Origin of the sequence: Nonomuraea sp. NPDC050786 (assembly GCF_040654115.1) — a bacterium.
In the GTDB taxonomy this organism is placed as follows: Bacteria; Actinomycetota; Actinomycetes; order Streptosporangiales; family Streptosporangiaceae; genus Nonomuraea.
Genome location: NZ_JBFAHJ010000009.1, coordinates 223,872 through 245,839, shown reverse-complemented (window position 1 = coordinate 245,839; position 21,968 = coordinate 223,872). Strand labels below are relative to the sequence as shown.

Sequence of the window (21,968 nt, the reverse complement as noted above, 5' to 3'; positions counted from 1 at the left end):
CACGGGTGGTGGGAAAGGGGCACACCGCCGGCACGGTTCACAGCTAATCGTTATCGTCCGGGCCTCTGGCGAAGAGCCGCGCGTGGTCGGCCGCCCACTCGGCGAACGTCCGCGCCGGGCGGCCGAGGATCTTCGCCACCTCGTCGGTCACGGGCTCGGGGACGTTCCTGACGTACCTGTCCAGCAGGGCCCGCACGAACGGCTCAGGGAGCCCGTTCCTGATCATGCCCTGCTCGAACGCCTCCTGCGGGACCTCCTGGAGGCGCAGCGGCCGGCCGATCGCCGCGCCGATGATCGCCACCATCTCCTCGTGGGCCAGCGCCTGCGGGCCCGTCAGCTCTGCCCGCCGCCCGGCCAGCTCGTCGGTGAGCAGCGCGCGGGCGGCCACCTCGACCAGGTCCCGGTCGTCCAGCGGCACCTCGCGGAACGACGCGGACACGTACCGGACCGTGTCGCCCGCGCGGATCTGCGCGGCCCACGCCTGGACGGCGTTGGAGGCGAAGGGGCCGGCCCGCAGGCTCGTCCAGCTCAGGCCGCTGGCGACGGCGGCGGCCTCGGACTCCTTGTTCCTGTCGCCGCGGTAGCGGGAGGGCTGCCGGTCGAGCGGCTCGTCGATGTTCGTCGCCGACAGCGCGACCACCCGCCCCGCGCCGCGCTCCCTGGCCAGGGCGAGCAGCTCGCCCGCGGACTCTCCGATGGCGCGGGAGTGCAGGAAGACCGCGGTGACGCCGTCCAGGTGGCGGGCGAGCGTGCCCGGCCTGGACGGGTCCCCTTCGACGACCTCGGCCTCAGCGGGGAGGCGGGCGCCGTGCGGAGCGCGGCTGACGGCGCGGACCGCGGCGCCCTCCGCGACGAGCAGCTCGACCAGGGGACGCCCGAGGGTGCCGGTCGCGCCGGTCACCGGGATCGTGTTCTCTGTCATGCCTCCTGAGAGCAGGGGCGGTGGCCCGGGTGTGACGGGTGCGGGCGAATGTGACGCACGTCTCAGACGTACCCGGTCGAGCCGTCGGGGCGGATGGGCAGGACGCGCTCCCAACGCACGTAGTCGTCGTGCGCAGGGCCGACTCGTCGATCGGAGATCTAGGGCGCGGACTCCTGGCTTCAGCCAGGCAGTGCTGGGCGGACGGATCGAGACGCGACTGAAAGAGCTGATCCTGGAGGTGATCGCGGAGAAAGGCACGTGGCCGGTGGAACCGGAGGTCATGCCCGACCATGTTCACCTGCTGGTCGAGGTTGACCCGCAGTTCGGGATCCACACGTTGGTCACGGCCATCAAGGGCCGTGCCCTGGGAGGCGGGCCAGGAGCGGGCTCGACGGTGCGACCACGACCGGACATAAGGTGCACCTGCCGAGGCCCGGAACTCGGGCGTCCGCGTGGATCGTTAGCCCAGCGGCACACAACCGATCTTCGACAGGAGAACAAGAGCCGTGGTCTTCAAACGGATGCTGGGTGCTTTCGGCGTCGGCGCGCCCTCGGTGGACACCGTCCTGTCCACCCCGAGGACCCAGCCGGGCGGGACGCTGCGAGGGGAGGTACGGCTCAAGGGCGGCGACTTCGACGCCGAGATCGAGCACGTCACCCTCGGTCTGGTGGCTCGGGTCGAGATCGAGCACGGGGACGGCGAGTACGGCGGGGTCGGCGAGTTCTCCCGCGCCCAGGTGTCCGGCCCGTTCACGCTGCGCCAGGGCGAGGAGCGCGTCATCGGCTTCGAGCTGGCGGTGCCGTGGGAGGCGCCGATCAGCGAGATCGCCGGGCAGCCGCTGACCGGGATGGCGGTGGGCGTGCGCACCGAGCTGGCCATCGCCAAGGCCGTCGACAAGGGCGACCTCGACATGGTGGCGATCGAGCCGCTGCCGTCGCAGTTGCGCATCCTCGAGGCGTTCCTGGGGCTCGGGTTCGGCTTCAAGTCGGCCGACCTGGAGGCGGGCCATCTCTACGGGGTGCACCAGGATCTGCCGTTCTACCAGGAGATCGAGTTCTACCCGACGGGTCGGTACGCGGGCCTGGTGGGCGAGGTAGAGGTGACCTTCGTCACCGACCCCGCCGGGGTCGCGGTGGTGCTGGAGGCGGACAAGCGTACGGGGCGCTTCTCGTCGAGCGACGCCATCGGCCGCTTCCACGTCAGCCACCAGGACGCGCTCCACACGGACTGGGAGAGCGAGCTCGGCCGCTGGCTGGACGGCCTGGCCCACTACGGACCCGTTCACGGCGGGCACCACGGCGGGCACCACGGCGGCTACTACGGCGGGCACCACGGCGGGCACCACGGGGAGCATCACGGTGGGCCCGGCTGGGGGACGGTGGCCGCCGCCGGTGCCGCGGGCGTCGTGGGAGGGCTCGTGGCGGGCGAGATCGTCGAGGAAGTGGCCGAGGAGTTCTTCGACGGCGACGAGGGAGGCGGCGACGACTGGTGACCGGCGGTTGACCCGATAACTCACGCCCGAGAGCTCACGCCCGATAGTTCACGGCACGGCGGCGGGACGGCTCACCCACCCGCCGCCGGACCGGCAGACGGCCCGCCACCGGCGACCACGGCACCGCACCGCGGCGTGAACGGCCGCAACATTACACTCACGCCCATGACCGCGACCATGATCGAGTTGGATGACGGTGCACGGCTACGTACCTGGACCGCGGGCTCGCTGATTCCGCGGAGAGCACCCGTGGTCATGGTGCACGGCGGCCCAGGAGTTCCCGACTATCTCGCCCCGGTCGCCGCCGTCATCGACGACCTGTGCCTGGTCCACCGCTACGACCAGCGCGGCACCGGCGGATCGTGCTGGCAGGGAGAGCACACGATCGCCCGCCACGTTCGCGACCTGGCGCTGCTGCTCGACGCGTGGGGACATGACCGGGTCGTTCTGCTGGGGCATTCGTTCGGCACCAACCTGGCCGGCTACTTCCTGCTGGCCCACCCCGAGCGCGTGGCCGGGCTGATCCAGATCGCCGGGCCGTTCCTGGATCCGTGGCGGGAAGCCGACCTGGCAGCACAGCGAGCACGGCGCACCGACGAGCAGCAGGCCAGGCTCGATGAACTCGATGCGAGCGAATCGCGCACGGACGCCGAGGAGATCGAGTACCTCACGCTGTCGTGGTTCACCGACCACGCGGATCGGACACGGGCATGGGACTGGGCGCTGGCCTCAGCCCGTACGCTGCGGCCCATCAACTACGCGATGAACGCCCAGCTCAACGCGGCGAAGAGAGCCGACCCGCTCGAAACGCGCGTGGACGAACTCCGTGAGCGCCTGCCGCCCGGCGCGGTGATCATCGGCGGGGCGGGCGACAGCCGCCCCGCCGATGCCCTGCGACGTCTCGGAGAACAGCTCGGCTGCGAGGCCGTCATCATCCCGGACGCGGGGCACCATCCATGGCTGGACGCACCGGACCGGTTCGGTGCGGCGCTCCGCGCCGCAGTGGAGCGGCAGACCCGTGCGTGAACCGTACGGTGATGGACAGGCCGCCTTCGGGGCGTGCGCCGGCGGTGAGGGTGGCGTGGTGCGCGTGCGTGACGGCGTTGACGATGGCGAGGCCGAGACCGTAACCGTCGCCGCGGCCGTGTCGATCGGGCGCCAGCTTCTGGAAGGGCTGGAAGAGCCGCTGGATCTGGTCCTCGGGGATGACCGGCCCGCTGTTGGTGACCGTGAGTGCCGCCTGCGGGCCTGAGGTCCGCGTGGTGACCTTCACCTGCCCGCCTGCGTGGTTGTGGCGGATGGCGTTGTCGATGAGGTTGGCGAACAGGCTTTCGACCAGTCCCGGGTCTCCGGCCGTCACCGCGGACGTCAGGTGTTCGGCGAGGTCGATGCCTGCCTCCGTGGCTTGGCCGCGGCGGGAGGCGAGCACTCGCGCGGCGACGTGGGCGAGGTCGAGGGTGTCCCAGCGGGTGACGCCGCGCTCGCTGGTGGCCAACGCGAGCAGCGCTTGGACGAGCCGCTCCTGGTACCCGCCAAGAGCGAGGGCCTCCTGACACGCCTCGCGCAGCGCGCCTGCGTCGGCGTCGGGGTCGGCGAGGGCGACTTCGAGCAGGGTACGCAGGCCCGCCAGCGGGGTGCGCAGCTCGTGGGAGGCGTTGGCGACGAAGTGGCGCTGGGCGTCGAAGGCGGCCTGGAGGCGGGCGAACAGGTCGTCGAGGGTGTGGCCGAGTTCGGTCAGCTCGTCCGTGGGCTCGCCGAGGCCGAGGCGCCGGTGGAGGTCTCCGGCCGAGATGCTCCTGGCGGTGGCGGTGATGGCGCGCAGCGGCCGCAGGAACCGGCCGGCGACGAACCAGCCGAGAGCCAGGGCGACGGGGATCAGCAGGACCAGCGCGACGGCGGATCCGGTGAGGAGCTGGGGCAGGCTGATCCCGGACCCGGTTCCGGTGATCGCGCTCGATGAGGGGTGCTCCGTGGAGGTGGCCGACTGGACGCCGGCGAGCGGGACGGCGACGAAGACCACCACGAAGACCCCGGCGGCGTAGATGCCCGCCGCGTAGGCGAGCGCGAGCCGCGTCTGCAGGGACCGCTTCCGGGAGGTCATGACGGTCCGATGCGGTAGCCGCCTTCGCGGACGGTCTCGATCACGGGCGGATCGCCGAGCTTGGCCCGCAAGCGGTGCATGGTGTGCTTGACGGCGCTGCTGAAGGGGTCGGCGGCCTCGTCCCAGACGCGTTCGAGCAGTTCTTCGGCGGAGATCACCAGGCCGGGCACGGCGAGCAGGCATTCGAGCAGGGCGAACTCCCTGGGGCTCAGCTCAAGGCGCCGCCCGGCCCGGGACGCGGTACGGCGGGCCGGATCGAGGGTGATGTCCCCGCATGTCAGGGTGGGCGGTATCGGCGGGGTGGCGCGGCGGGCCAGCGCCCGGACGCGGGCGACCAGTTCGGCGAACGCGAACGGCTTGGGCAGGTAGTCGTCGGCGCCGAGGCTGAGCCCGTCGACGCGGTCCTCGATCGTGCCGGAGGCGGTGAGCATCAGGACGCGGGTGTCGCAGCGGCCGTGGGCCAGCCGCCGGCAGATCTCGTCCCCGTGGACGCCGGGCAGGTCGCGGTCGAGGATCACCACGTCGTAGCGGGTGGCGGCCAGGCGGTCGAGGGCGGCGGTGCCGTCCAGGACGACGTCGACGGCCATGCCCTCGCGGCGCAGCCCGGTGCCGATGGAGCGGGCGAGGACCTCGAAGTCCTCGACGACGAGGACCCTCACCGCCACTCGCCGCCGGTCGTGCGGGCAGGGCGGACCGGCCGGTCGCCGGGTCGGGATGCCATGCCGTCAACGATGCCAGATCCCCGGTCGCAGCCCGGTCGCGGCGGCTGCGACCCGGCCGGAACCGGGTGCCGCGTACAACCGTCGGCATGAGTTCATTCACGCCTCACCGATCCAGCCGGCAGGCCGGACCGGACGGCTTCCCCCAGGTGCTGCGCGCCCAGTGGGCCAGGTTCCGCGCGGCGCGCGGCCGGCTGCTCACGATGGCGGCCTCCGTACTGGTCACCGTGTCGCTCGGACTGCTGGTCGCCGGGGGCGTCCGCACCACCTGCGTGACCGGGAAGGGGGAGGGCGCCTGTCCCGCGCCGTTGGTGGGACCCGATGGCACGGCGGTGCAGGACAAGTACTACTTCGTGCACCAGCCGCTCAAGGGGAACGGCAGCCTCACCGCCCGTGTGTCGGACCTGACCGGGCAGATCCGGCTGCCGGACGCCGTGCCCGGGGTGCGCAACATCAAGCAGGGAGTGGTGCCGTGGGCGAAGGTCGGGCTCCTCGTCAGGCCGAGCCTCAAGCAGGGCACACCGTACGCCGCCGTCATGCTCACCGGGGACCACGGCGTGCGGATGCAGTACAACTACACCCACGACGTGGCCGGCGGTCCGCACAACGGCCCCCAGTGGCTCCGGCTGACCAGGTCGGGCGAGACCGTCACCGGCTACGAGTCCGACGACGGCAGGACGTGGAGCGAGGTCGGCACGGTCAAGCTGACCGGGCTGCCGGAGACGGTCGAGATCGGGCTGTTCGCCACCTCGCCGGGCGCCCTGTGGGACATGGCGGAAGCCTTCGCCCAGGCCACCGCCACCTTCGACCAGATCACGCTGCAGGGCGCGAACGGTCCGTGGCGTCGCGACGACGTCGGCGTCGCCCTGGAGTCCGACGGCAGGACTCCCCATCACCCGGGCGGGGTCGTCGAGTCCGGCGACAAGCTCATCGTGACCGGAGGCGGTGACATCGGGCCGGCCACGGTGGAGGGCGGTGTGCGCGCTGACCTCATGCTGATCGGCGCGGCCTTGGGGCTGATCCTGGTGCTCGTGGTGGCGGTCACGTTCTGCACCGCGGAACACCGGCGGGGGCCGATCGGGGGCGGTCCGCAGGCCGGGCCGCATCCGGCGCGGCTGCTGGCGGCCCAGGCCGTGGTGGTCGGCGCGGTCGCGTTCGTGACGGGGCTGGTGACCTCGGGGGTCGTGATCCCCGTCGGCCTGGCGATGCTGCGCGCCAACCAGAACCCGGTTCAGCCGATCTCCCTGGGCACCGAGCTGCGGGTGATCGTCGGCTACGCGGCCCTGACCGCGGCCGCCGCCGTCCTGGCGCTGGGCCTCGCCGCGCTGGTCAAGCGGGCCGCCGTCGCCATCGGGCTGGCCATCGCGCTGGTCGTCGTGCCCGATCTGCTGGCGACCGCGGGCCTGGCGCCGTGGCTGCTGATGATCACCCCTGCCGCCGGGTTCGCGATCACGCAGAGCGTCCCCACGTTCGCGCACGTGGACGTGGTGTCGTCGCTGATCGGGGGCTATTACCCGCTCCCGCCCTGGGCGGGATTGGCCGTCTCCTGGGGATATGCCGCCCTTGCCCTCGGGGTGGCGACGGCCGTACACCGCAGGCCCGCCGTGCCGTTCCGCCACGATACGGACGTCGCTTCTTAGAGTGGTCGTGTCGTCACTTCATGATTACAGGGGGGGATCGTGAAAGGTAACTTCGTAGCCGCAGGCGGAATGCTGATCGCCGGTGTGGTGCTCTTCGGACCGGCCGCTGCCGCCGAGGCCGGTCTCTGCGAGGTGGGCGCAGCCGGCGTGTCACACCCGCTGTGTGACGACTACGAGACCTGGTACCGCACCGTCTGGGGCCGCGACCCGCACCTCGCCGGCGACCCTGGCCCGGTCTACCTCGACCGTCACCCCAGCCGGCCCCCGCAGCCCGCCTGGGTCATCCGGTGGGGCAGCCCGGGGTGGAGTGCCCGCGGCGCCTGGGACGGCGGCGGCTGAGCCGCGCGGTTGCGGGGCGGCGTGCTCCCGGATCAGGAGGCCTGGTGCTGGGCGGCGGCGGCTTGCTCGCCGCGGCGGCCGTACCAGGCGCTCCAGGCGGCCAGCAGCACGAGGGTGCCGATCAGCAGCACCGACGACAGGCCGGCCATGACGTCCACGGGCAGCAGGTAGATCAGCGGGATGCGGATCGCCGACTCGGCCAGCAGGGCCCCGGCCCAGGTCAGCGTCATGACCACGTACACCCGCCGGAAGCGGGCATCCGCCTCGTACAGCCGGTCCCAGCGGGCGGCCGTGGCGGCGTCCTCCGCGCCGAACCGCTTGGCGATCCCGTACGCCGCGGGGCGCCTGGCCATGCACGTGGCCGCCAGCACGACAGCTATGGAGCCGGTGGTGGCGGACTTGACGGCGAGCAGGAAGCGCTCGTCGCCGGTGACGAAGGCGAGGGCGAGTCCCAGGCCGAAGATCAGCCCCATGAAGGCGGCGAAACCGTCAAGTTTGCGCTCCCTTATCCCGACATAGGCGGCACGTACGACGCCCGTCGCAGCGGCGGCCGGCAGCGCGACGTACTCGCTCGCGCCGAGCACGCGTAACGCGTAGTAAACGGCGATCGACGGGAGGACGTCCCCGACGACGACCTTGATGAGGGAGCGGTTCACGGCCAGGTCCTTTCCGGGAGCGCCGGCCGGGGCCGACCCCTTAACGCGAAGAATTTCGCTTCAAGATAAGCCGGATAGAGTGCTAACGCAAGAGATTTCGCATTAAAGTAAGGGGCATGCAACCCGCACGACGGCCCGGCGGCCGCAGCGCGAAGGTCCGGGCGGCCGTTCACGACGCGGTCCTCGAGCTGCTGCGCGAGGAGGACTGGGACACGCTGAGCATCGCACGGGTGGCCGAGCGTTCAGGCGTGCACCAGGCGACCATCTACCGCCGCTGGGGCACGCTGCCGGCGCTGGTCGACGACACGGTGACCGAGCAGCTCTCCAAGGGCTCGCCGGTGCCCGACACGGGCTCGCTCCGCGGCGACCTGGAGGCGTACGCCACGAGGGTGGCGGCGGACGTCGCCGGCCCGCTGGGCCGCCTGTATGTGCGCGCCGCGCACATCGGCACCAGCGGCGGCGACTACGAGACCTACATGACGGACCGGGCCCTGCAGCTGGAGGCCATGCTGGAGCGGGCGCGACGGCGTGGCGAGGACCCGCCCGAGCTGCTGGAGCTCATGGAACTGGTCCTCGCCCCGATCTACTACCACGCGATCTTCTTCAACCGGCCGATCGGTCCCGAGCACGCCAGGACGTACGTGGACCGGCTGCTGAGGCTGCGCGGCTAGCGGTCGACGATCTCGTTCTTGCCGATCACCACGACCCCGCCCCTGGTCAGCGCGAACCGGGTGCGGTCGTATTCGAGGTCGAACCCGATCCGCGCCCCGTCGGGGATCACGACGTTCTTGTCGATGATCGCCTTGCGGACGATGGCGCCCCGGCCGACCTTGACGTTCTCCATCAGCACGGAGTCCTCCACCAGCGAGTGCGAGTGGAGCACGACACTGGGCGACAGGACCGACCTGATCGCCGTGCCGCCGGAGACGATCACGCCGGGGGAGACCAGCGAGTCGATCGCGTGCCCCACCCGGTCGCCCTCGTTGTGCACGAACTTGGCCGGCGGCAGCGGGTCGTGGCCCGTGAAGATCGGCCACTTGTCGTTGTAGAGGTTGAAGACGGGATGCGCCGAGATGAGGTCCATGTGGGCCTCGTAGTAGGCGTCGAGCGTCCCCACGTCGCGCCAGTAGCCGCGGTCGCGCTCGGTGGAGCCGGGCACGATGTTGTTGGCGAAGTCGTACACGTCGGCCCCGCCCGACTTGACGAGCATCGGGATGATGTTGCCGCCCAGGTCGTGCTTGCTGGTGGGGTCGAGGGCGTCCTCCCGCAGCGCGTCGATCATCGACTGCGTCTTGAAGACGTAGTTGCCCATCGACGCGTACACCTCGTCGGGCGAGTCGGCCAGGCCCACCGCGTCCTTCGGCTTCTCCCTGAACGCCACGATCCTGCGGCCCTCAGGATCGGTCTCGATCACGCCGAACTGGTCGGCCAGCGACAGCGGCTGCCTGATCGCCGCCACCGTCACGTCGGCGCCCGAGTCCTCGTGCTGCTCGACCATCTGCCGGGGATCCATCCGGTAGATGTGGTCGGCCCCGAACACGATCACGTGCTCGGGCATCTCGTCGTAGATCAGGTTGAGATTCTGGAACAGGGCGTCCGCCGAACCCGAGAACCACCGCGGGCCGAGCCGCTGCTGCGCGGGCACCGGGGTCACGTAGTTGCCCAGCATCGCGGTCAGCCGCCAGGTCCGCGAGACGTGCCGGTCGAGGCTGTGGTTCTTGTACTGCGTCAGTACGACGATCTTCAGGAAGCCGCCGTTCGCCAGGTTCGACAGCACGAAATCCACGAGCCGGTACATCCCCCCGAACGGCACGGCCGGTTTCGCCCGATCCGCCGTGAGCGGCATGAGCCTCTTGCCCTCTCCACCTGCCAGCACGACCGCGAGCACCTTTCGGGACTTCATGTCCAGGACGCTACCCCCAAATGGCCGATCTATCGACGAAACCCGGCATGGAGAACTTCCTTCGTGTCCAGATTTGTTGTGCAATGCGCGATCGGGAGCTCCTGATCTTCGGCTTGTCGCTGTGGCCCGCCGGACACGACCCCCAATAAGGTCATGTCATGCGTGTTGATCTGCTCAGCCGGGAGTACCCGCCGGAGGTCTACGGCGGGGCCGGGGTGCACATGGAATACCTGGCCAGGGAGCTGCGGAAGCTCGCCGACGTACGCGTGCGCTGCTTCGGGGCCGAGCGCGCCGAGCCCGGCGTCTCGGCCTACCGCGTGCCCGACGGGCTCGCCGGGGCCAACGCCGCGCTGCAGGTGCTCGGCGTGGACCTGGAGATGGCCGCCGCCTGCGAGGGCGCGGACGTCGTCCACTCGCACACCTGGTACGCCAACTTCGCCGGACACGTCGCCAAGCTGCTCCACGGCGTACCCCATGTGATCACCACGCACAGCCTGGAGCCGCTGCGGCCGTGGAAGGCCGAGCAACTCGGCGGCGGCTACACGATCTCGTCGTGGGCCGAGCGGACCGCGCTGGCCGGTGCGGACGCGGTCATCGCGGTGTCGGAGGGCATGCGCCGCGACGTCCTGTCCGCCTACCCGGAGATCCCGCCGGAGAAGGTCAGCGTCATCCACAACGGCATCGACACCGCCGAATACGCCCCCGACTCCGCCACCGACGTGCTGGAGCGGCACGGGGTGGACCCGCGCAGGCCGTACGTCATCTTCGTGGGCCGCATCACCCGGCAGAAGGGCCTGGTCCACCTCCTGCGCGCGGCACGCTCCTTCGACCCCGAGGCCCAGCTCGTGCTCTGCGCCGGCGCCCCCGACACGCCGGAGATCGCGGCGGAGGTCACGGAGCTGGTGCGCGGCCTCGACCGCGACGGGGTGTTCTGGATCCAGGAGATGCTGCCCAAGCCCGAGGTGATCCAGCTGCTGACCCACGCGGCGGTGTTCGTGTGCCCGTCGGTGTACGAGCCCATGGGGATCGTGAACCTGGAGGCGATGGCCTGCGAGACCGCCGTGGTGGCGACCGCCACCGGCGGCATCCCCGAGGTGGTGGCCGACGGCGAGACGGGCCTGCTCGTCCCCATCTCCCAGGGTCCCGACGGCACGCCGCACGACCCGGAGCGGTTCGCCGCCGACCTGGCCGAGCGCGTCAACACCCTGCTCCGCGAGCCGGCGCGGGCCACCGCGCTCGGGGTGGCGGGGCGGGCGAGGGCCGTCGAGCACTTCTCCTGGGAGCGCATCGCCCAGCGCACGATGGACCTGTACGCCACGCTGCGTCCCTGACCCACGGATGAGGCGGTACTTCTACCACCTGTTGGGCCTCAACGCCTTCACCGAGACCGTCGTCAGGGCCTACGAGATCAAGTGAGGTCAGGGAGCCCCGCCGCGCGACGGCGGGGCTCTTGTCATCGAGGCGTCATCCGACGCGCTCCAGGACCACGATCGGGATGTCGCGCTCGGTCTTCTTCTGGTACTCGTCGTAGTCCGGCCAGGTCCGGGTCATCAGCCCCCAGAGCTCCGGCTTCTCCTCCGGCGAGGCCGTGCGGGCGCGGGCCCGGAACTTGTCGCCCATCACCTGCACCTCCACCTCGGCGTCGGCCAGGAGGTTCTTGTACCACTGCGGGTGATCCGGGTCCCCGCCCTTGGAGGCCACGACCACGTGGTCCTCGCCGTGCTTCTGGTAGATGAGCGGCGTCGTATAGGGCCGGCCTGACTTGCGGCCCTTGGTGGTGAGCAGGAGGACAGTCGTGTTGTTCCAGTCGTGTCCCTCCTGGCCGTTGGTCTCCCGATAACGCTGTACGTGTTCCTTGCCGTAGAGCATGATCCCCGACTACCCGTCACGGGGGTGGCCTCACCGGTGCTGGCCGAGGCCTGGCCGAGAAATGGACAAGCCAGGAGGTGGCGGCGGCCGGCACCGTAAAGGGGCGACCGCGCGCGCCGGGGCGCGATACCGTACGGGGCGATGTGGTCGAAGGCACGGTTCTGTACGGGTACGCAGCCCGGTGAAAACCCGTGCCCATGACCGAACCGGCCGGCGCGCTGGCCGCCCGCATCGAGCGGTTCGAGCAGAGCGCGGATCCCGGCCTGATCTGGGATCCCGCGGCGCTGGCCGAGGCCGAGCAGGCGATGCGCGCGTGTGCGGGCGACCGGTCCGACGCGGCCACCTGGCGGCTGATCGGCATGCTGCACCTGGCCCGCTACCGGCTCGACCAGCGCATCACGCAGGACGCCGCGGTCGCGGGCGCGTTCTTCGCCGCCGTGGCCGTGGCCGACCCCGAGCGCCTTCCCGAGAGGCTGCGCGGCTCGAAGGCGCCGACCGGGGACTCGGCCGACACGTGGGCGGGGCTGGTGGAAGAGGTGTTCCAGCACGTCGACCCGGCTGCGTACCCGCATGTGGGGCTGCTCGTCCACGCCCTGGTGCGGCGGGCCGTCGCCGACCCCACGCCCGAGGTGGCCGACCGGCTCGGAGAGCTGCTGTTACAGGAGTCGGTGCGCTCGCCCGACCCCGTCTGGGCGCCCGGCGCGCTCGCGGTGCTGGGCGACGGGCTGGTGCGGCTGTTCGGGGTGACGGGGGAGCGGGAGCACATCGACGACGCGGTGCACGTGCTGTTCAGGGCGGCGCTGGCCGAGCCGGCCCACGCGGGGGAGCTGGCCACGGCGCTCGGCATGGCCGCGTTCGGTGACGAGGAGCTGGTCAGGGCGTACCTGGCGGCCACCGGGACGGAGCCGCGCGGCCAGGATCGGTCGCGGGCCCTGCTGGCGCTGGTGGAGGTGGCGCACGCGCGGTCGGCGGGGTCGTTCGCCGACCGCGACCTGCTGGCCTTCATCAGGGTGGGGCAGTGCGCGCTGGACTTCTGGCACGAGCAGTGGGCCCATCCGGGCGTGCTGGCGCCGTACGCGGCGGGGCTGGTCGAGTGGTTCGTCGTCACGGGCGACGAGCGCTCGCTGGAGGCCGGCACCGAGATGCTGGAGGCCCTCCACGTGCCGCCCGACGAGACGGCGCGGGGGCTCGGGACCGACCCGGTCGTCCGGCTCGGCCTGCTGGCCGACCGCCGCTGGAAGCGTTACGGCGTCACCGGCGAGCCTGCCGACCTGGAGAGCGCCGTCGAGGTCATGCGCGAGGCGGCCGGGGCGGTGCCGACCGGGCACCCGGACCGCGCCAGGCTGCTCGCGAACCTGGCGAACGCGCTGCTCGAGCGGGCCATGGTGACCGGGGGAGAGCCCGCCGAGCCCATCGCCGCCGCCCGCGCCGCGCTCGCGGCCCACGGCGAGCGGGACCCGGCCAGGGCCGAGGCGCTGCTGACGCTGGGCCGGGCGCTCCACCTGGACCTTCGCCCGGAGCACACCGACGAGGCCGTCGCCGTGCTGCGCGAGGCCCTGGCGGCCGGTGAGCGGCCGGCGTTCCGGGCGCAGGCGTACGAGCTGGTCTCGGAAGTGCTGCTACGGCGCGCCGCGCACGCGGGACGGGCGGAGGACCTGCACGAAGCGGTGGCGGCGGCCCGGCAGGGCGTCGAGCTGGCCGCGAAGACCGGCCGGCACGGCGTCGAGCCGGCCGTGAAGACCGCTCGGCACGGCGTCGAGCCGGCCGTGAAGACCGCTCGCGACCAGGCGCCGGACTTCGGCGGTGGGGCGGAGGGCGGGCGGGGCGGCTCCGCGCGGCGCGTGCTGTGCCGGGCGCTGCTGGCGCGCTTCTCCGCCCAGGGCGACCCGCGCGACCTGGACGAGGTCCTCGCGCTCGCCAGGGACGGGGACCCCGAGCTGCTGTCGCGGCTCGGTACGGTCCTCGACGGCCCGCTGCCGCCGGACCCGCGGCTCTCCCAGTCCGCCACCGAGCTCGCGCTGGCCCTGCCGGACTCCCCGGACGGCGCGGTGGCGGTCAAGCTGCTGCGGTACGCCGAGCGGCAGGCCGACTCGCCCGGCGAGTTCCTGCTGGAGGCGGGGCAGCGGCTGCGCGAGCTCGGTCGGCGGCGCACAGCCTGCGTCGTGCTGGGGCATGCCGCGGAGGCGTTCGGCGCGGGGTCCCGGATGGCGTACGCGCTGTCCGAACAGGGGCTCATCCACCAGGAGCTGGGCGAGCTCGACCGGGCTCTCGAGTCCTTCGACCGGTCGGCGGCCGGTTACCGCTCGCTGGGCGAGACCGCCTCCGAGGCGCTCCAGCTCGGGCACATGGGCCTGGTCCTCCTCCAGGCGGGGCACCCGGCCCGCGCCCTCGAACACCACCAGCGGGCCGCGACCCTGTGCGAGAGTGCCGGGCTGGCCGGGGAGGAGGCGGTCCAGCTGGGGTACGCGGCCGAGGCCTGCCTGGCCGCCGGCGACCCCGTCGGCGCCGTCTCCTGCGCGGCCAGGGCCCGCGACCTCCATCTCGAGCTCGGCGACGCGCGGCAGGCGGCCCTGGTGCTCGTGCCCGCCGCCAGGGCGGCCCTCGACCAGGACGACCTCACGGCCACGGGCGAACGCATCGCCGCGTGCGCCATCGAGCTGGAGGCGGCCGGGGCGTGGGAGGAGGCCTGCAGGACGCTCGACGCGCAGGCCCTGCTCCTGGCCGGCCGCGGCCACCCCGCCCAGGCCGCCGCCTGCGAGGCGCGGCTGGTGGAGATCGTGCGGCGGAGGGGGGAGCGGCGCGAGCCCGCCGACGAGTGGTACCGCATCGCGCTCCGCCGCCGCGAACGCGGCGACGCCGACGGCGCCAGGCTGGCCTTTCAGCTGGCCGAACGCGAGTACGAAGCCCTCGGCCAGTACGACGGGGCCGCCTCGGCGCGCTACAACCTGGCCGTGCTCGCGTACGCGGAGGGGGACACGGAGCGGGCGCTGGAGGAGTTCGGGGCGGCGGGGCAGGCGTTCGCCCGGCTGAGCGCTTTCGCGAAGGAGGCCTCCGCGCTGACCATGCGCGCCTCCTGCCTGATGCTCCTCGACCGCCTCGACGACGCGCCGGCCGACCTGGAGCGCGCGCTGGACCTGGCCGCCGCGGAGGGCGACGTGACCGCCCTGCTCACCGCCACGCTGGGGCGGGCCGAGCTGGACGCGCGGCTCGGCTCGTGGCAGCAGGCCGGGGAACGGCTCGGCTCGGCCCTGGGGCTGGCCGGTGGGGACCCGCTCAAGGAGGCCGTCGTACACGACCGGCTGGCCGCGCTGGCCGCCCGTACCGGTGACCTGGATGCGCAGGTGGAGGCGCTGGAGGCGGCGGCTGCGGGCTTCCGGGCCGGCGGCCTGCGGGAGCTGGCGGCGCCGGCCTCGATCAAGCTCGGCTTCGCCCTGGAGGCACGCGGCGAGCTCCACCAGGCCCGCACGGCCCTGGAAATGGGCCTCGCCGGCCTCGACCCGGCACTGGACGGCGTCGATCCAACATCCGGTGGCGTGTCAGGTGGTGCAGGGCCGGGATCCGGGGCTGTGGGGCCGGCATCCGGTGGCGTCGCGCCGATATCCGGTGGCGTCGGGCCGGCATCCGGTGGCGTCGGGCCGACACGCGGCGGCATCGGGAGCGGTACCGGGAGCGGCATCGGCACCGGGAGCGGTGGTTCGGTGGAGCGTGGTGGCTCGGCGGAGTCCGGCGGCTCCTTCGAGCTCATCGCGGCCATGGGCGGAGGCGGAGGGCTGGACGCCGAGCTGCTGGCGCGGCTGGCGAGCATCCAGCTCACCCTCGGGGACGTCACCCGCGGCCACGCGACCCTGGCGGAGGCGATCAGGGCGGGCGGCGACCAGACGGAGCGGCTGGAGACGTGGCTCCGCATCGAGGAGGCCGAGGCCGCAGGCGACCTCGAGAGCGCCCGCGCCCTCGCCGAGCGCGCCCTGAACAGCCGTTCCGTCGTCTCAGAGCTGAGCGTGGGCGGACGCTCCACCGCGTCCCGGCACCGCTCGTTCCTGCTGGCCAAGCTCTCCGCCTTCTGCCGCGCGCTGGGAGACCTGGAAGCCGCCCACGCGTACGCCGCCCGCGGCCACGAGCTGCGCGACCACCTCATGACCGGCCACCTGCGCAACCTCGGCGCGGCGGCCAGGGGACTGGGCCGTCCGGATGAAGCCGCCGAGCACCTCACCCGGGCGGTCGCCCTGGCCCGCGACGCGGACGTCGCGCTCCCGGCCGATCTCGTACGGGCGCTCGACCTGCTCGGCCGCATCCGCACCGACCAGGCCCGCTGGGAGGAGGCCGCCGCCGCCTTCGACGAGGGACTGGGGCTGGTGTCGTCGCCGATCTGGCGCGCGTGGCGGGCGTCCCTGCTGGCCGGACGCGCCGCGCTCCACCTGAAGCTGGACGAGCTCGCGGAGGCCGAGGCCCGGTACCGGGAGGCCATCGCGATCGAGGAGGAACTGGGCGGCCGTACGGACCTCGCGGACGCCTACGCCGACCTCAGCCTGGTCTGCGCGCTGCGAGGCGAGAGGGAGCAGGCCGGCGGTTTCGCCGCACGGGCCCTGGAGCTCGAACGCGCCGGCGGGCGGACCCGGGGCGTGGTCCTGGCGCTCATCATGCGTGCCCGCCTCGAGGACCCCGCCGGGGCGGAGGTCTCCCTGGAGGAGGCGGCGGCCCTGGCCCAGAGCATCGGCTTCTGGCCCGGCGCGGCGCTCGCCCTGGGCCGCCTCGGCGCGCTCGACGTGGCCGCCGGGTCGTACACCCGGGCCCACTGGCGGCTGACCGAGGCCGTGGAGCTGCTCGAGGAGCTCGGCCACGACCTGGAGCTGGGCCTCGCCCTGCACCACCGGTCTCTCGCGGCGGAGGGGCTGGGAGACTCGCCGGGCGCGCTCGCCGACGCCGAACGCGCCCGCGAGCTGGGCCACGACTCAGACAGGGCCATCGGTCTCGCCATCCGCCTGGGACGCGCGATGACGGCCTGGAGGTACGTGGAGCAGGCCAAGTCCCGCATACCGGCCGCGCAGCTCGACCTCGGGGACGCGCAGGCCTCTGGCGACGTGCCCGGCGAGCTGCTGGAGGAGGAGCGGCGCGGGCTCGACGCCGTGCGGACGCTCATGGCGGCCGCCCGCAACACGCGCGACCCGGCGGAGGCCGCGACGCTCATCCGGCGCGCCCGCGGCGCGCGGGCCGACGTCGAGGCGCTGTGGCGGCGGATGGAGCCCTTCGCCCCCGGCCACGTCGCGCTGCGCCGGGGCACCCCGCCCGGCCGGCTGCAGCTCGACACCCTTGTCACCCCCGGCCTTGCGGGCGGAGCGACCGCCCTGCTCGGCTTTCACGTCGGTGAGGAGAGCGTGACGGTGCTCGCCCACCGCACCGGCTGGCCCGAGCCACGCGCCTTCCCCACCGCCGTCGGCCACGACCTGCTGGCCGCCTTCACCGCCACCATCGACGGGCGGCGGCCGGAGCTGCTGGACATCGAGGCGCGCCGCCACCGGGCCGCCCTCTGGCGCAGCCTGGCCGACCTCCTCCTCGCGGACGCGCTCGACGCGCTCAAGGACGGCCTGGACCACCTCTACCTGGTCCCGCACGCAGGACTCCACCGCGTCCCGCTCCACGCCCTCGCCCCGGACGGCCGCCCGCTCCTCGAGCGCTTCCCCGTGACGTACGCCCCCTCAGTCGCCGCCCTGGCCCGCCTCGCACAGCGAGCCCCCTCGACCGCGACCCGGTCGCTGGTGCTCGGCCGCACCGCCGAACCCGGGCTCGAAGACGTCGCCGCGCTGCTCGGTACCCGGCCCCTCACCGGCCCGGACGCCGCCGCGACCGCACTCCCCGGCAGCTGGGACGTGGTGCACCTGTCGTGCCAGGCCGTGTTCGACGCCCGCGACCCGTTCGGCTCGGGCATCAGGCTCGCCGACGGGCTCCTGACCGCCAGGCGGCTCATGAGCATGAACGTGGACGCCAGGCTCGTCGTCCTCACCGCCCAGGAGGGCGGGGCCACGAGCGGGGACGACCTGGCCGCGCCGGCCCACGCGCTCCTGCACGCGGGCGCCAGGTCGGTGCTCCTCCCGCTGTGGCCGGTCTCCGCCGAGGTCACCGGGGCGCTGATGCGTGACTTCCACACCAGGCTGCGTTCCGGCACGGCCCCCGCGCAGGCGCTGCGCGAGGCCGTACTGGACCTACGCGACCTGTACGGCCCCGCCGAGCCCGACCTGTGGGCCCCCTACGTCCTGGTGGGCCTCTGAGCCAGCACCTCGGCCAGGCGCTCCATGGACTCGCGCCCGCCCCGCGGCCCGTCGGCCCGCACGATCGCGTCCCGCGCCGCCACCGACTGGTGCACCGACCGGGCGACGTAGCGCGTCCCGCCCGCCACCTCCTCCAGGGCGACGGTCTCCAGCGCCACGTCCTCGGGCGTGCCCTCGAACTCCCACGTCCGTACGAACCGCTCGGGAGCCACCACGTCGTGATAGACGCCGCGGAAGCCGTACTCCCGGCCGTGGGCGTCGACGTTCACGTACCGCCACAGGCCGCCCCGCCGGACCTCCATCACGTCGACGCGGGTGCTGAGGACGCGCGGCCCCCACCACCGGGGCACCAGCTCCGGGTCGGTGACCGCCCGGAACACCACCTCGCGGGGAGCGTCGAAGACGTGGATCATGACGATGTCCTGGCGGCCGGGTTCGATGACGAACTCGGTGTCACTCATGCTCACCCCTCTGGATCTTCCTGATCTCCTGCTCGAGCCGGTCGAACCGGTCGCTCCAGCGCTCGCGGTAGCGGCCGATCCACTCCGCGGCGCCGTCCAGCGGGGCCGTCTCCAGGCGGCAGGGCCGCCACTGCGCGTCGCGGCCCCGGCTGATCAGCCCGGCGCGTTCGAGCACCTTGAGGTGCTTGGAGACGGCCTGGAGGCTGATGTCGAACGGCTCGGCCAGCTCGTTCACCGTCGCCTCGCCCTCGGCCAGCCGGGCGAGGATCGCGCGCCGGGTCGGGTCCGCCAGCGCGGCGAAGGTAAGGCTCAGCTGGTCGTCGGGCACGTCAGTGGTCCACGATGGCGCCGCAGGAGATGTTCACGGTCGCGGAGGTCATGGTCCTGGCCCGGTCAGAGGCCACGAACGCGGCGACGTCGCCCACGTCGGCCAGCGTCGCGGTCCGCTGGAGCAGGGTCGGCCCGCGCAGCTCGGCCTCGAGCTCGTCCCGGCCGGGGAAGTCGCCGGGCAGGCTCTCCGGCACGCCGCCGGTGATCATGGTGACGACGCGGACGCCGTGGCGGCCGGCCTCGCACGCCCACTGCCGCCGGATGCCCTCCATGGTGTCGAGCGCGACCTTGAACCCGCCGAGCCCGGGCTGCGTCTGGGGCCCGCCGCCGCCGAACAGCAGGATCACCCCGGAGCCGCGGGGGATCATGTGCTTGACGGCGGCCCTGATGGTCAGGAACTGCGTCCGCGCGGCGACCTCGATCGGCCGCAGGAACTCGGCGGCGGAGATCTCCAGCAGCGGCTTCTGCACGTCCTGGACCCCGATGGCGTTGAACGAGACGTCGATGCCGCCGGCCCGCCCGGCCACCGAGTCGGCGAACGCGCCGACGGCCCCCTCGTCCAGGGCGTCCACCAGGGCCGTCTCGGCTGTCCCTCCGGCGGCGCGGATGTCGGCGGCGACCTTGTCGAGCGGCGCCTGGGTGCGGCCCGCGAGGAAGACCCGCGCGCCCTCCCGGGCGAAGGCCCGTGCCGCCGCGCCGCCGATCGGACCGCCCGCGCCGTAGACCAGGGCGACCTTGTCCTGCAGGAGCATGGCATTCAACCTTTCGGTTTATCAACCCATGCGTTGAATGCTAACCCAGGGGCCGGCGCCCGGCAAAGCCCAGTTCCGTACGGTGATACCAGCCGAGCTCGCGCTCACCCTCGATCCAGCAGAGCCGTACGGACACCCCGTCCAGCACGGCGGGGAAGTCGACCAGCACCGGGGCGATGCCCTTGACCTCGATGCCCCGCTCGATCCAGCCGCCGGCGATCTCCTCGATGCGGGCCTGCAGCCCCTTGGTCTCCGGCAGGCCGCCGAGCGGGGAGACGTCCCCGGTGCGCCGGGCGTACTCGATCTCGGCCAGGTCGGCGCGGGCGGCGATCACCGCGCGGGCGTCCTCGATCACCTCGGGGAGCAGCGCGCGGGCCTCGTCAACGGTGAAGATCCGATCCATGCGCCACACGTTACGGCGCGTACGCCTCGATGAGCAGCCGTTCCGCGTGGTCGAGGTAGTCGTCCAGGTATGCGGCGGCCTTCTCCGCCTGCCCCGACTCCATGAGACCGAGAAGCACGCGGTTGCGGTCGACGAACGGCTGGTGGAACGCCCGCGGATTCTCCATCACGTGGAAGACCAGCCGCAGCTCGGCCAGCAGCTGGCGCATGGCCTCGTCGATCCGGGGACTTCCGTTGAGAGCGGCGAGCGCCTGGTGGAAGCGGATGTTGGCGGTGCCGACGCCCTGCCAGTCGTCCCGCGCGGCGGCCCGCTCGGCGTCGAGCACGGCCTCCTTGATCGCGGCCAGCGTCTCGGGAGCCGGGCTGCGGCGCACCGCGGCCCCTTCGAGCACGCGGCGCACCCGGTAGAGGTCGGCGACGTCCTCGGCTGACGGGAGCCGGACGAACACGCCCCTGTTGAGCTGGTGGTCGAGCAGCCGCTCATGGCCGAGCAGCCGGAACGCCTCGCGCAGCGTGTTGCGCGACACGCCGAGCCCCTCCGAGATCGACTCCTCCGACAGCCGCTGCCCGGGGCGGAAGAAGCCCTCGCTGATGCGGTCGCGCAGGATGTCGGCCACCCGCTCCGCGGTGCTGGTGCGGCCCAGCCGGGAGCGGTCCTGGGCGAGATCGGCAACCACGTCATCCACATCGAACAGGGAATCATGGAGCAAACCTCTTGTCGAATTGTTCAACGATTCTTATGTTGAGAAGAACCCCCACAGATGAATCGAGGAGCGATCGAATGACAGGCTCCGCGCACCAGACCCGGCGGGTGATCCTCGCCGGCCTGATCGGCACGTCGCTGGAGTGGTACGACTTCTTCCTCTACACCACGGCCGCGACCCTGGTCTTCCCCAAGCTGTTCTTCCCTTCGCTCGACCCGTTCAGCGCGACGCTGGCGTCGCTGACCACCAACGCCGTGGCGTTCGTCGCCCGGCCGCTCGGCGGGATCGTGTTCGGCCACTTCGGGGACCGGGCGGGCCGCAAGACCGTGCTGGTGGTGACGCTCCTGGTGATGGGCGTCTCGACGTTCCTCATCGGCGTGCTGCCCGGCTACGCGAGCGTGGGCGTGGCGGCGCCGATCCTGCTGGCACTGCTCAGGTTCGTGCAGGGTCTGGGGCTCGGCGGCGAGTGGGGCGGCGCGGTGATCATGTCGCTCGAGCACGGCGACGGGCGGCGGCGCGGCTTCAACGCCAGCTGGCCGCAGGTCGGCGTGCCCGCCGGTTACGTGCTGGCCACCGGGCTGCTCACGGTGCTCTCGTTCGCGATGTCCGACGCGGCGTTCCTGTCGTGGGGGTGGCGGGTGCCGTTCCTGCTGTCGGGCGTGCTGGTGTTCGTGGGCCTGTGGGTGCGGCTGCGGATCAGCGAGTCGCCGCTCTTCGCCGAGGTCGAGGAGCGGGGCGCCAAGGCCAGGATGCCGCTGCTCGAGGTGGTGCGTACGCACCCGCGGGCCCTGCTGTCGGCCTTCACCGCGCGGATCGGCGTGGACGTGGCCTTCTACACCTTCACCGCGTACATCATCGTCTACCTCACCACGGTGCTGCACCTGCCGCGCTCGTACGCGCTGAACGCGGTGCTGATCGGGTCCGCGCTGGAGCTCGTGCTGATCCCGCTGTCCGGCGCGCTGTCCGACCGGTTCGGGCGGCGGCCCGTCTACCTCGCGGGCGTGGTCGGCGCGGCGGTGTGGGTGTTCGCGTTCTTCCCGCTGCTCGACAGCGGGTCGTTCCCGCTGATCGCGCTGGCCGCCGTGGTGGCGCTGGTCACCCATGCCGCGATGTACGGGCCGCAGGCGGCGTTCATCGCCGAGCTGTTCAGCACGCGCCTGCGCTACAGCGGCGCCTCCATGGGCTACCAGGTGGCCGGCATCGTCGGCGGCGCGCTGGCCCCGATCATCGCGCTCAAGCTGTTCGAGGCGTACGGATCCACGCTCGCGGTGTCGATCTACGTGGTCGTCGCCCTGGCGGTCACGGCCCTGGGCCTGGCCATCGCCCCGGAGACCCGCGACCTCGACCTCGCGGAGGCCCCCGAGGCCAGGACCTCTCTCCCCGGCCAGGTGGGCCCGTTCGCCTGAGCCCCTCT

At 72.8% G+C, this 21,968-nt stretch carries 19 protein-coding genes and 1 pseudogene; 9 read left to right on the top strand and 11 right to left on the bottom strand.

What is annotated here, in order from left to right; genetic code table 11:
* Positions 1–43 precede the first annotated feature (43 nt).
* Entirely contained in the window at positions 44–922 is an 879-nt protein-coding gene (locus AB0H84_RS19900; protein ID WP_357605709.1) for an NAD(P)H-binding protein, read from the bottom strand.
* Positions 923–1,094: 172 nt separating this feature from the next.
* Between AB0H84_RS19900 and AB0H84_RS19895 the strand changes: the two are divergent.
* The 3 genes and pseudogenes from AB0H84_RS19895 to AB0H84_RS19885 all read left to right on the top strand — a co-directional run.
* Positions 1,095–1,286 (top strand): annotated as a pseudogene (locus AB0H84_RS19895) (transposase); the annotation flags it as partial.
* Positions 1,287–1,428: 142 nt separating this feature from the next.
* The gene (locus tag AB0H84_RS19890) at positions 1,429–2,415 is read left to right on the top strand and encodes a sporulation protein (RefSeq protein ID WP_357605707.1); all 987 of its coding nucleotides are present in this window, start codon (positions 1,429–1,431) and stop codon (positions 2,413–2,415) included.
* A gap of 165 nt (positions 2,416–2,580) precedes the next feature.
* Complete coding sequence (locus AB0H84_RS19885) at positions 2,581–3,441, top strand: alpha/beta hydrolase (RefSeq protein ID WP_357605704.1); 861 nt, start codon at positions 2,581–2,583, stop codon at positions 3,439–3,441.
* Here AB0H84_RS19885 and AB0H84_RS19880 read toward each other — a convergent pair.
* Positions 3,347–4,516: a HAMP domain-containing sensor histidine kinase gene (locus AB0H84_RS19880; protein ID WP_357605701.1), complete on the bottom strand. Its 1,170-nt coding sequence runs from the start codon at positions 4,514–4,516 to the stop codon at positions 3,347–3,349. The genes AB0H84_RS19885 and AB0H84_RS19880 overlap by 95 nt on opposite strands.
* On the bottom strand, positions 4,513–5,175 hold the full coding sequence (locus AB0H84_RS19875) for a response regulator transcription factor (RefSeq protein WP_357605698.1): 663 nt from the start codon (positions 5,173–5,175) through the stop codon (positions 4,513–4,515). The genes AB0H84_RS19880 and AB0H84_RS19875 overlap by 4 nt, the downstream gene beginning before the upstream one ends.
* 149 nt (positions 5,176–5,324) lie before the next feature.
* On the opposite strand from AB0H84_RS19875, the gene AB0H84_RS19870 reads away from it, so the two are divergent.
* Positions 5,325–6,875, top strand: a complete 1,551-nt coding sequence (locus AB0H84_RS19870; protein WP_357605695.1) for a hypothetical protein — start codon at positions 5,325–5,327, stop codon at positions 6,873–6,875.
* Between the two features lie 39 nt (positions 6,876–6,914).
* Positions 6,915–7,214, top strand: coding sequence for a hypothetical protein (locus AB0H84_RS19865; RefSeq protein ID WP_357605693.1), 300 nt, complete (start codon positions 6,915–6,917; stop codon positions 7,212–7,214).
* A gap of 32 nt (positions 7,215–7,246) precedes the next feature.
* On the opposite strand, the gene AB0H84_RS19860 is transcribed toward AB0H84_RS19865, so the two are convergent.
* Positions 7,247–7,870 (bottom strand): VC0807 family protein, encoded by a 624-nt coding sequence (locus AB0H84_RS19860; RefSeq protein ID WP_357605690.1) that lies wholly within the window; start codon positions 7,868–7,870, stop codon positions 7,247–7,249.
* A 116-nt stretch (positions 7,871–7,986) separates the two neighbouring features.
* Here AB0H84_RS19860 and AB0H84_RS19855 point away from each other — a divergent pair, with 116 nt between their 5' ends.
* On the top strand, positions 7,987–8,541 hold the full coding sequence (locus AB0H84_RS19855; protein ID WP_357605687.1) for a TetR/AcrR family transcriptional regulator C-terminal ligand-binding domain-containing protein: 555 nt from the start codon (positions 7,987–7,989) through the stop codon (positions 8,539–8,541).
* Here the strand turns inward: AB0H84_RS19855 and glgC are convergent.
* Positions 8,538–9,773, bottom strand: coding sequence for a glucose-1-phosphate adenylyltransferase (gene glgC / locus AB0H84_RS19850; RefSeq protein ID WP_357605684.1), 1,236 nt, complete (start codon positions 9,771–9,773; stop codon positions 8,538–8,540). The two genes, AB0H84_RS19855 and glgC, sit on opposite strands and share 4 nt — an antisense overlap.
* Positions 9,774–9,931: 158 nt before the next feature.
* On the opposite strand from glgC, the gene glgA reads away from it, so the two are divergent.
* Positions 9,932–11,104 (top strand): glycogen synthase, encoded by a 1,173-nt coding sequence (glgA, locus tag AB0H84_RS19845; protein ID WP_357605681.1) that lies wholly within the window; start codon positions 9,932–9,934, stop codon positions 11,102–11,104.
* Positions 11,105–11,237: 133 nt separating this feature from the next.
* Here glgA and AB0H84_RS19840 read toward each other — a convergent pair whose 3' ends face one another.
* Positions 11,238–11,642: a nitroreductase family deazaflavin-dependent oxidoreductase gene (locus tag AB0H84_RS19840; RefSeq protein ID WP_357605679.1), complete on the bottom strand. Its 405-nt coding sequence runs from the start codon at positions 11,640–11,642 to the stop codon at positions 11,238–11,240.
* Positions 11,643–11,839: 197 nt separating this feature from the next.
* Between AB0H84_RS19840 and AB0H84_RS19835 the strand changes: the two genes are divergently transcribed.
* Positions 11,840–17,905 carry a CHAT domain-containing protein gene (locus AB0H84_RS19835; RefSeq protein WP_357605677.1) on the top strand — a complete coding sequence of 2,022 codons (6,066 nt, stop codon included), beginning with the start codon at positions 11,840–11,842 and terminating at the stop codon, positions 17,903–17,905.
* Here AB0H84_RS19835 and AB0H84_RS19830 read toward each other — a convergent pair.
* From AB0H84_RS19830 to AB0H84_RS19810, 5 genes are read right to left on the bottom strand one after another with little or no spacing between them, the layout of a single operon-like run.
* Complete coding sequence (locus AB0H84_RS19830; protein WP_357605674.1) at positions 17,884–18,366, bottom strand: SRPBCC domain-containing protein; 483 nt, start codon at positions 18,364–18,366, stop codon at positions 17,884–17,886. The two genes, AB0H84_RS19835 and AB0H84_RS19830, sit on opposite strands and share 22 nt — an antisense overlap.
* A complete protein-coding gene (locus tag AB0H84_RS19825; RefSeq protein ID WP_357605671.1) occupies positions 18,359–18,694 on the bottom strand; it encodes a metalloregulator ArsR/SmtB family transcription factor in 336 nt (111 codons plus the stop codon). The genes AB0H84_RS19830 and AB0H84_RS19825 overlap by 8 nt, the downstream gene beginning before the upstream one ends.
* 1 nt (position 18,695) lies before the next feature.
* Positions 18,696–19,448, bottom strand: coding sequence for an SDR family oxidoreductase (locus AB0H84_RS19820; protein WP_357605669.1), 753 nt, complete (start codon positions 19,446–19,448; stop codon positions 18,696–18,698).
* A 40-nt stretch (positions 19,449–19,488) separates the two neighbouring features.
* The gene (locus AB0H84_RS19815; protein WP_357605667.1) at positions 19,489–19,851 is read right to left on the bottom strand and encodes a DUF2203 domain-containing protein; all 363 of its coding nucleotides are present in this window, start codon (positions 19,849–19,851) and stop codon (positions 19,489–19,491) included.
* A 10-nt stretch (positions 19,852–19,861) separates the two neighbouring features.
* Entirely contained in the window at positions 19,862–20,536 is a 675-nt protein-coding gene (locus AB0H84_RS19810) for a GntR family transcriptional regulator (protein WP_357605664.1), read from the bottom strand.
* A 95-nt stretch (positions 20,537–20,631) separates the two neighbouring features.
* Here AB0H84_RS19810 and AB0H84_RS19805 point away from each other — a divergent pair, with 95 nt between their 5' ends.
* The gene (locus AB0H84_RS19805) at positions 20,632–21,960 is read left to right on the top strand and encodes an MFS transporter (protein WP_357605661.1); all 1,329 of its coding nucleotides are present in this window, start codon (positions 20,632–20,634) and stop codon (positions 21,958–21,960) included.
* The last annotated feature ends 8 nt before the right edge of the window (positions 21,961–21,968 follow it).

Bases quoted from the DNA above. Each gene is read 5' to 3' on its own strand.
- glgC (WP_357605684.1), bottom strand. From the start codon at position 9,773: ATGAAGTCCCGAAAGGTGCTCGCGGTCGTGCTGGCAGGTGGAGAGGGC.
- AB0H84_RS19830 (WP_357605674.1), bottom strand. From the start codon at position 18,366: ATGAGTGACACCGAGTTCGTCATCGAACCCGGCCGCCAGGACATCGTC.
- AB0H84_RS19815 (WP_357605667.1), bottom strand. From the start codon at position 19,851: ATGGATCGGATCTTCACCGTTGACGAGGCCCGCGCGCTGCTCCCCGAG.
- AB0H84_RS19855 (WP_357605687.1), top strand. From the start codon at position 7,987: ATGCAACCCGCACGACGGCCCGGCGGCCGCAGCGCGAAGGTCCGGGCG.
- AB0H84_RS19820 (WP_357605669.1), bottom strand. From the start codon at position 19,448: ATGCTCCTGCAGGACAAGGTCGCCCTGGTCTACGGCGCGGGCGGTCCG.
- AB0H84_RS19870 (WP_357605695.1), top strand. From the start codon at position 5,325: ATGAGTTCATTCACGCCTCACCGATCCAGCCGGCAGGCCGGACCGGAC.
- glgA (WP_357605681.1), top strand. From the start codon at position 9,932: ATGCGTGTTGATCTGCTCAGCCGGGAGTACCCGCCGGAGGTCTACGGC.
- AB0H84_RS19835 (WP_357605677.1), top strand. From the start codon at position 11,840: ATGACCGAACCGGCCGGCGCGCTGGCCGCCCGCATCGAGCGGTTCGAG.
- AB0H84_RS19805 (WP_357605661.1), top strand. From the start codon at position 20,632: ATGACAGGCTCCGCGCACCAGACCCGGCGGGTGATCCTCGCCGGCCTG.
- AB0H84_RS19840 (WP_357605679.1), bottom strand. From the start codon at position 11,642: ATGCTCTACGGCAAGGAACACGTACAGCGTTATCGGGAGACCAACGGC.
- AB0H84_RS19885 (WP_357605704.1), top strand. From the start codon at position 2,581: ATGACCGCGACCATGATCGAGTTGGATGACGGTGCACGGCTACGTACC.
- AB0H84_RS19880 (WP_357605701.1), bottom strand. From the start codon at position 4,516: ATGACCTCCCGGAAGCGGTCCCTGCAGACGCGGCTCGCGCTCGCCTAC.
- AB0H84_RS19900 (WP_357605709.1), bottom strand. From the start codon at position 922: ATGACAGAGAACACGATCCCGGTGACCGGCGCGACCGGCACCCTCGGG.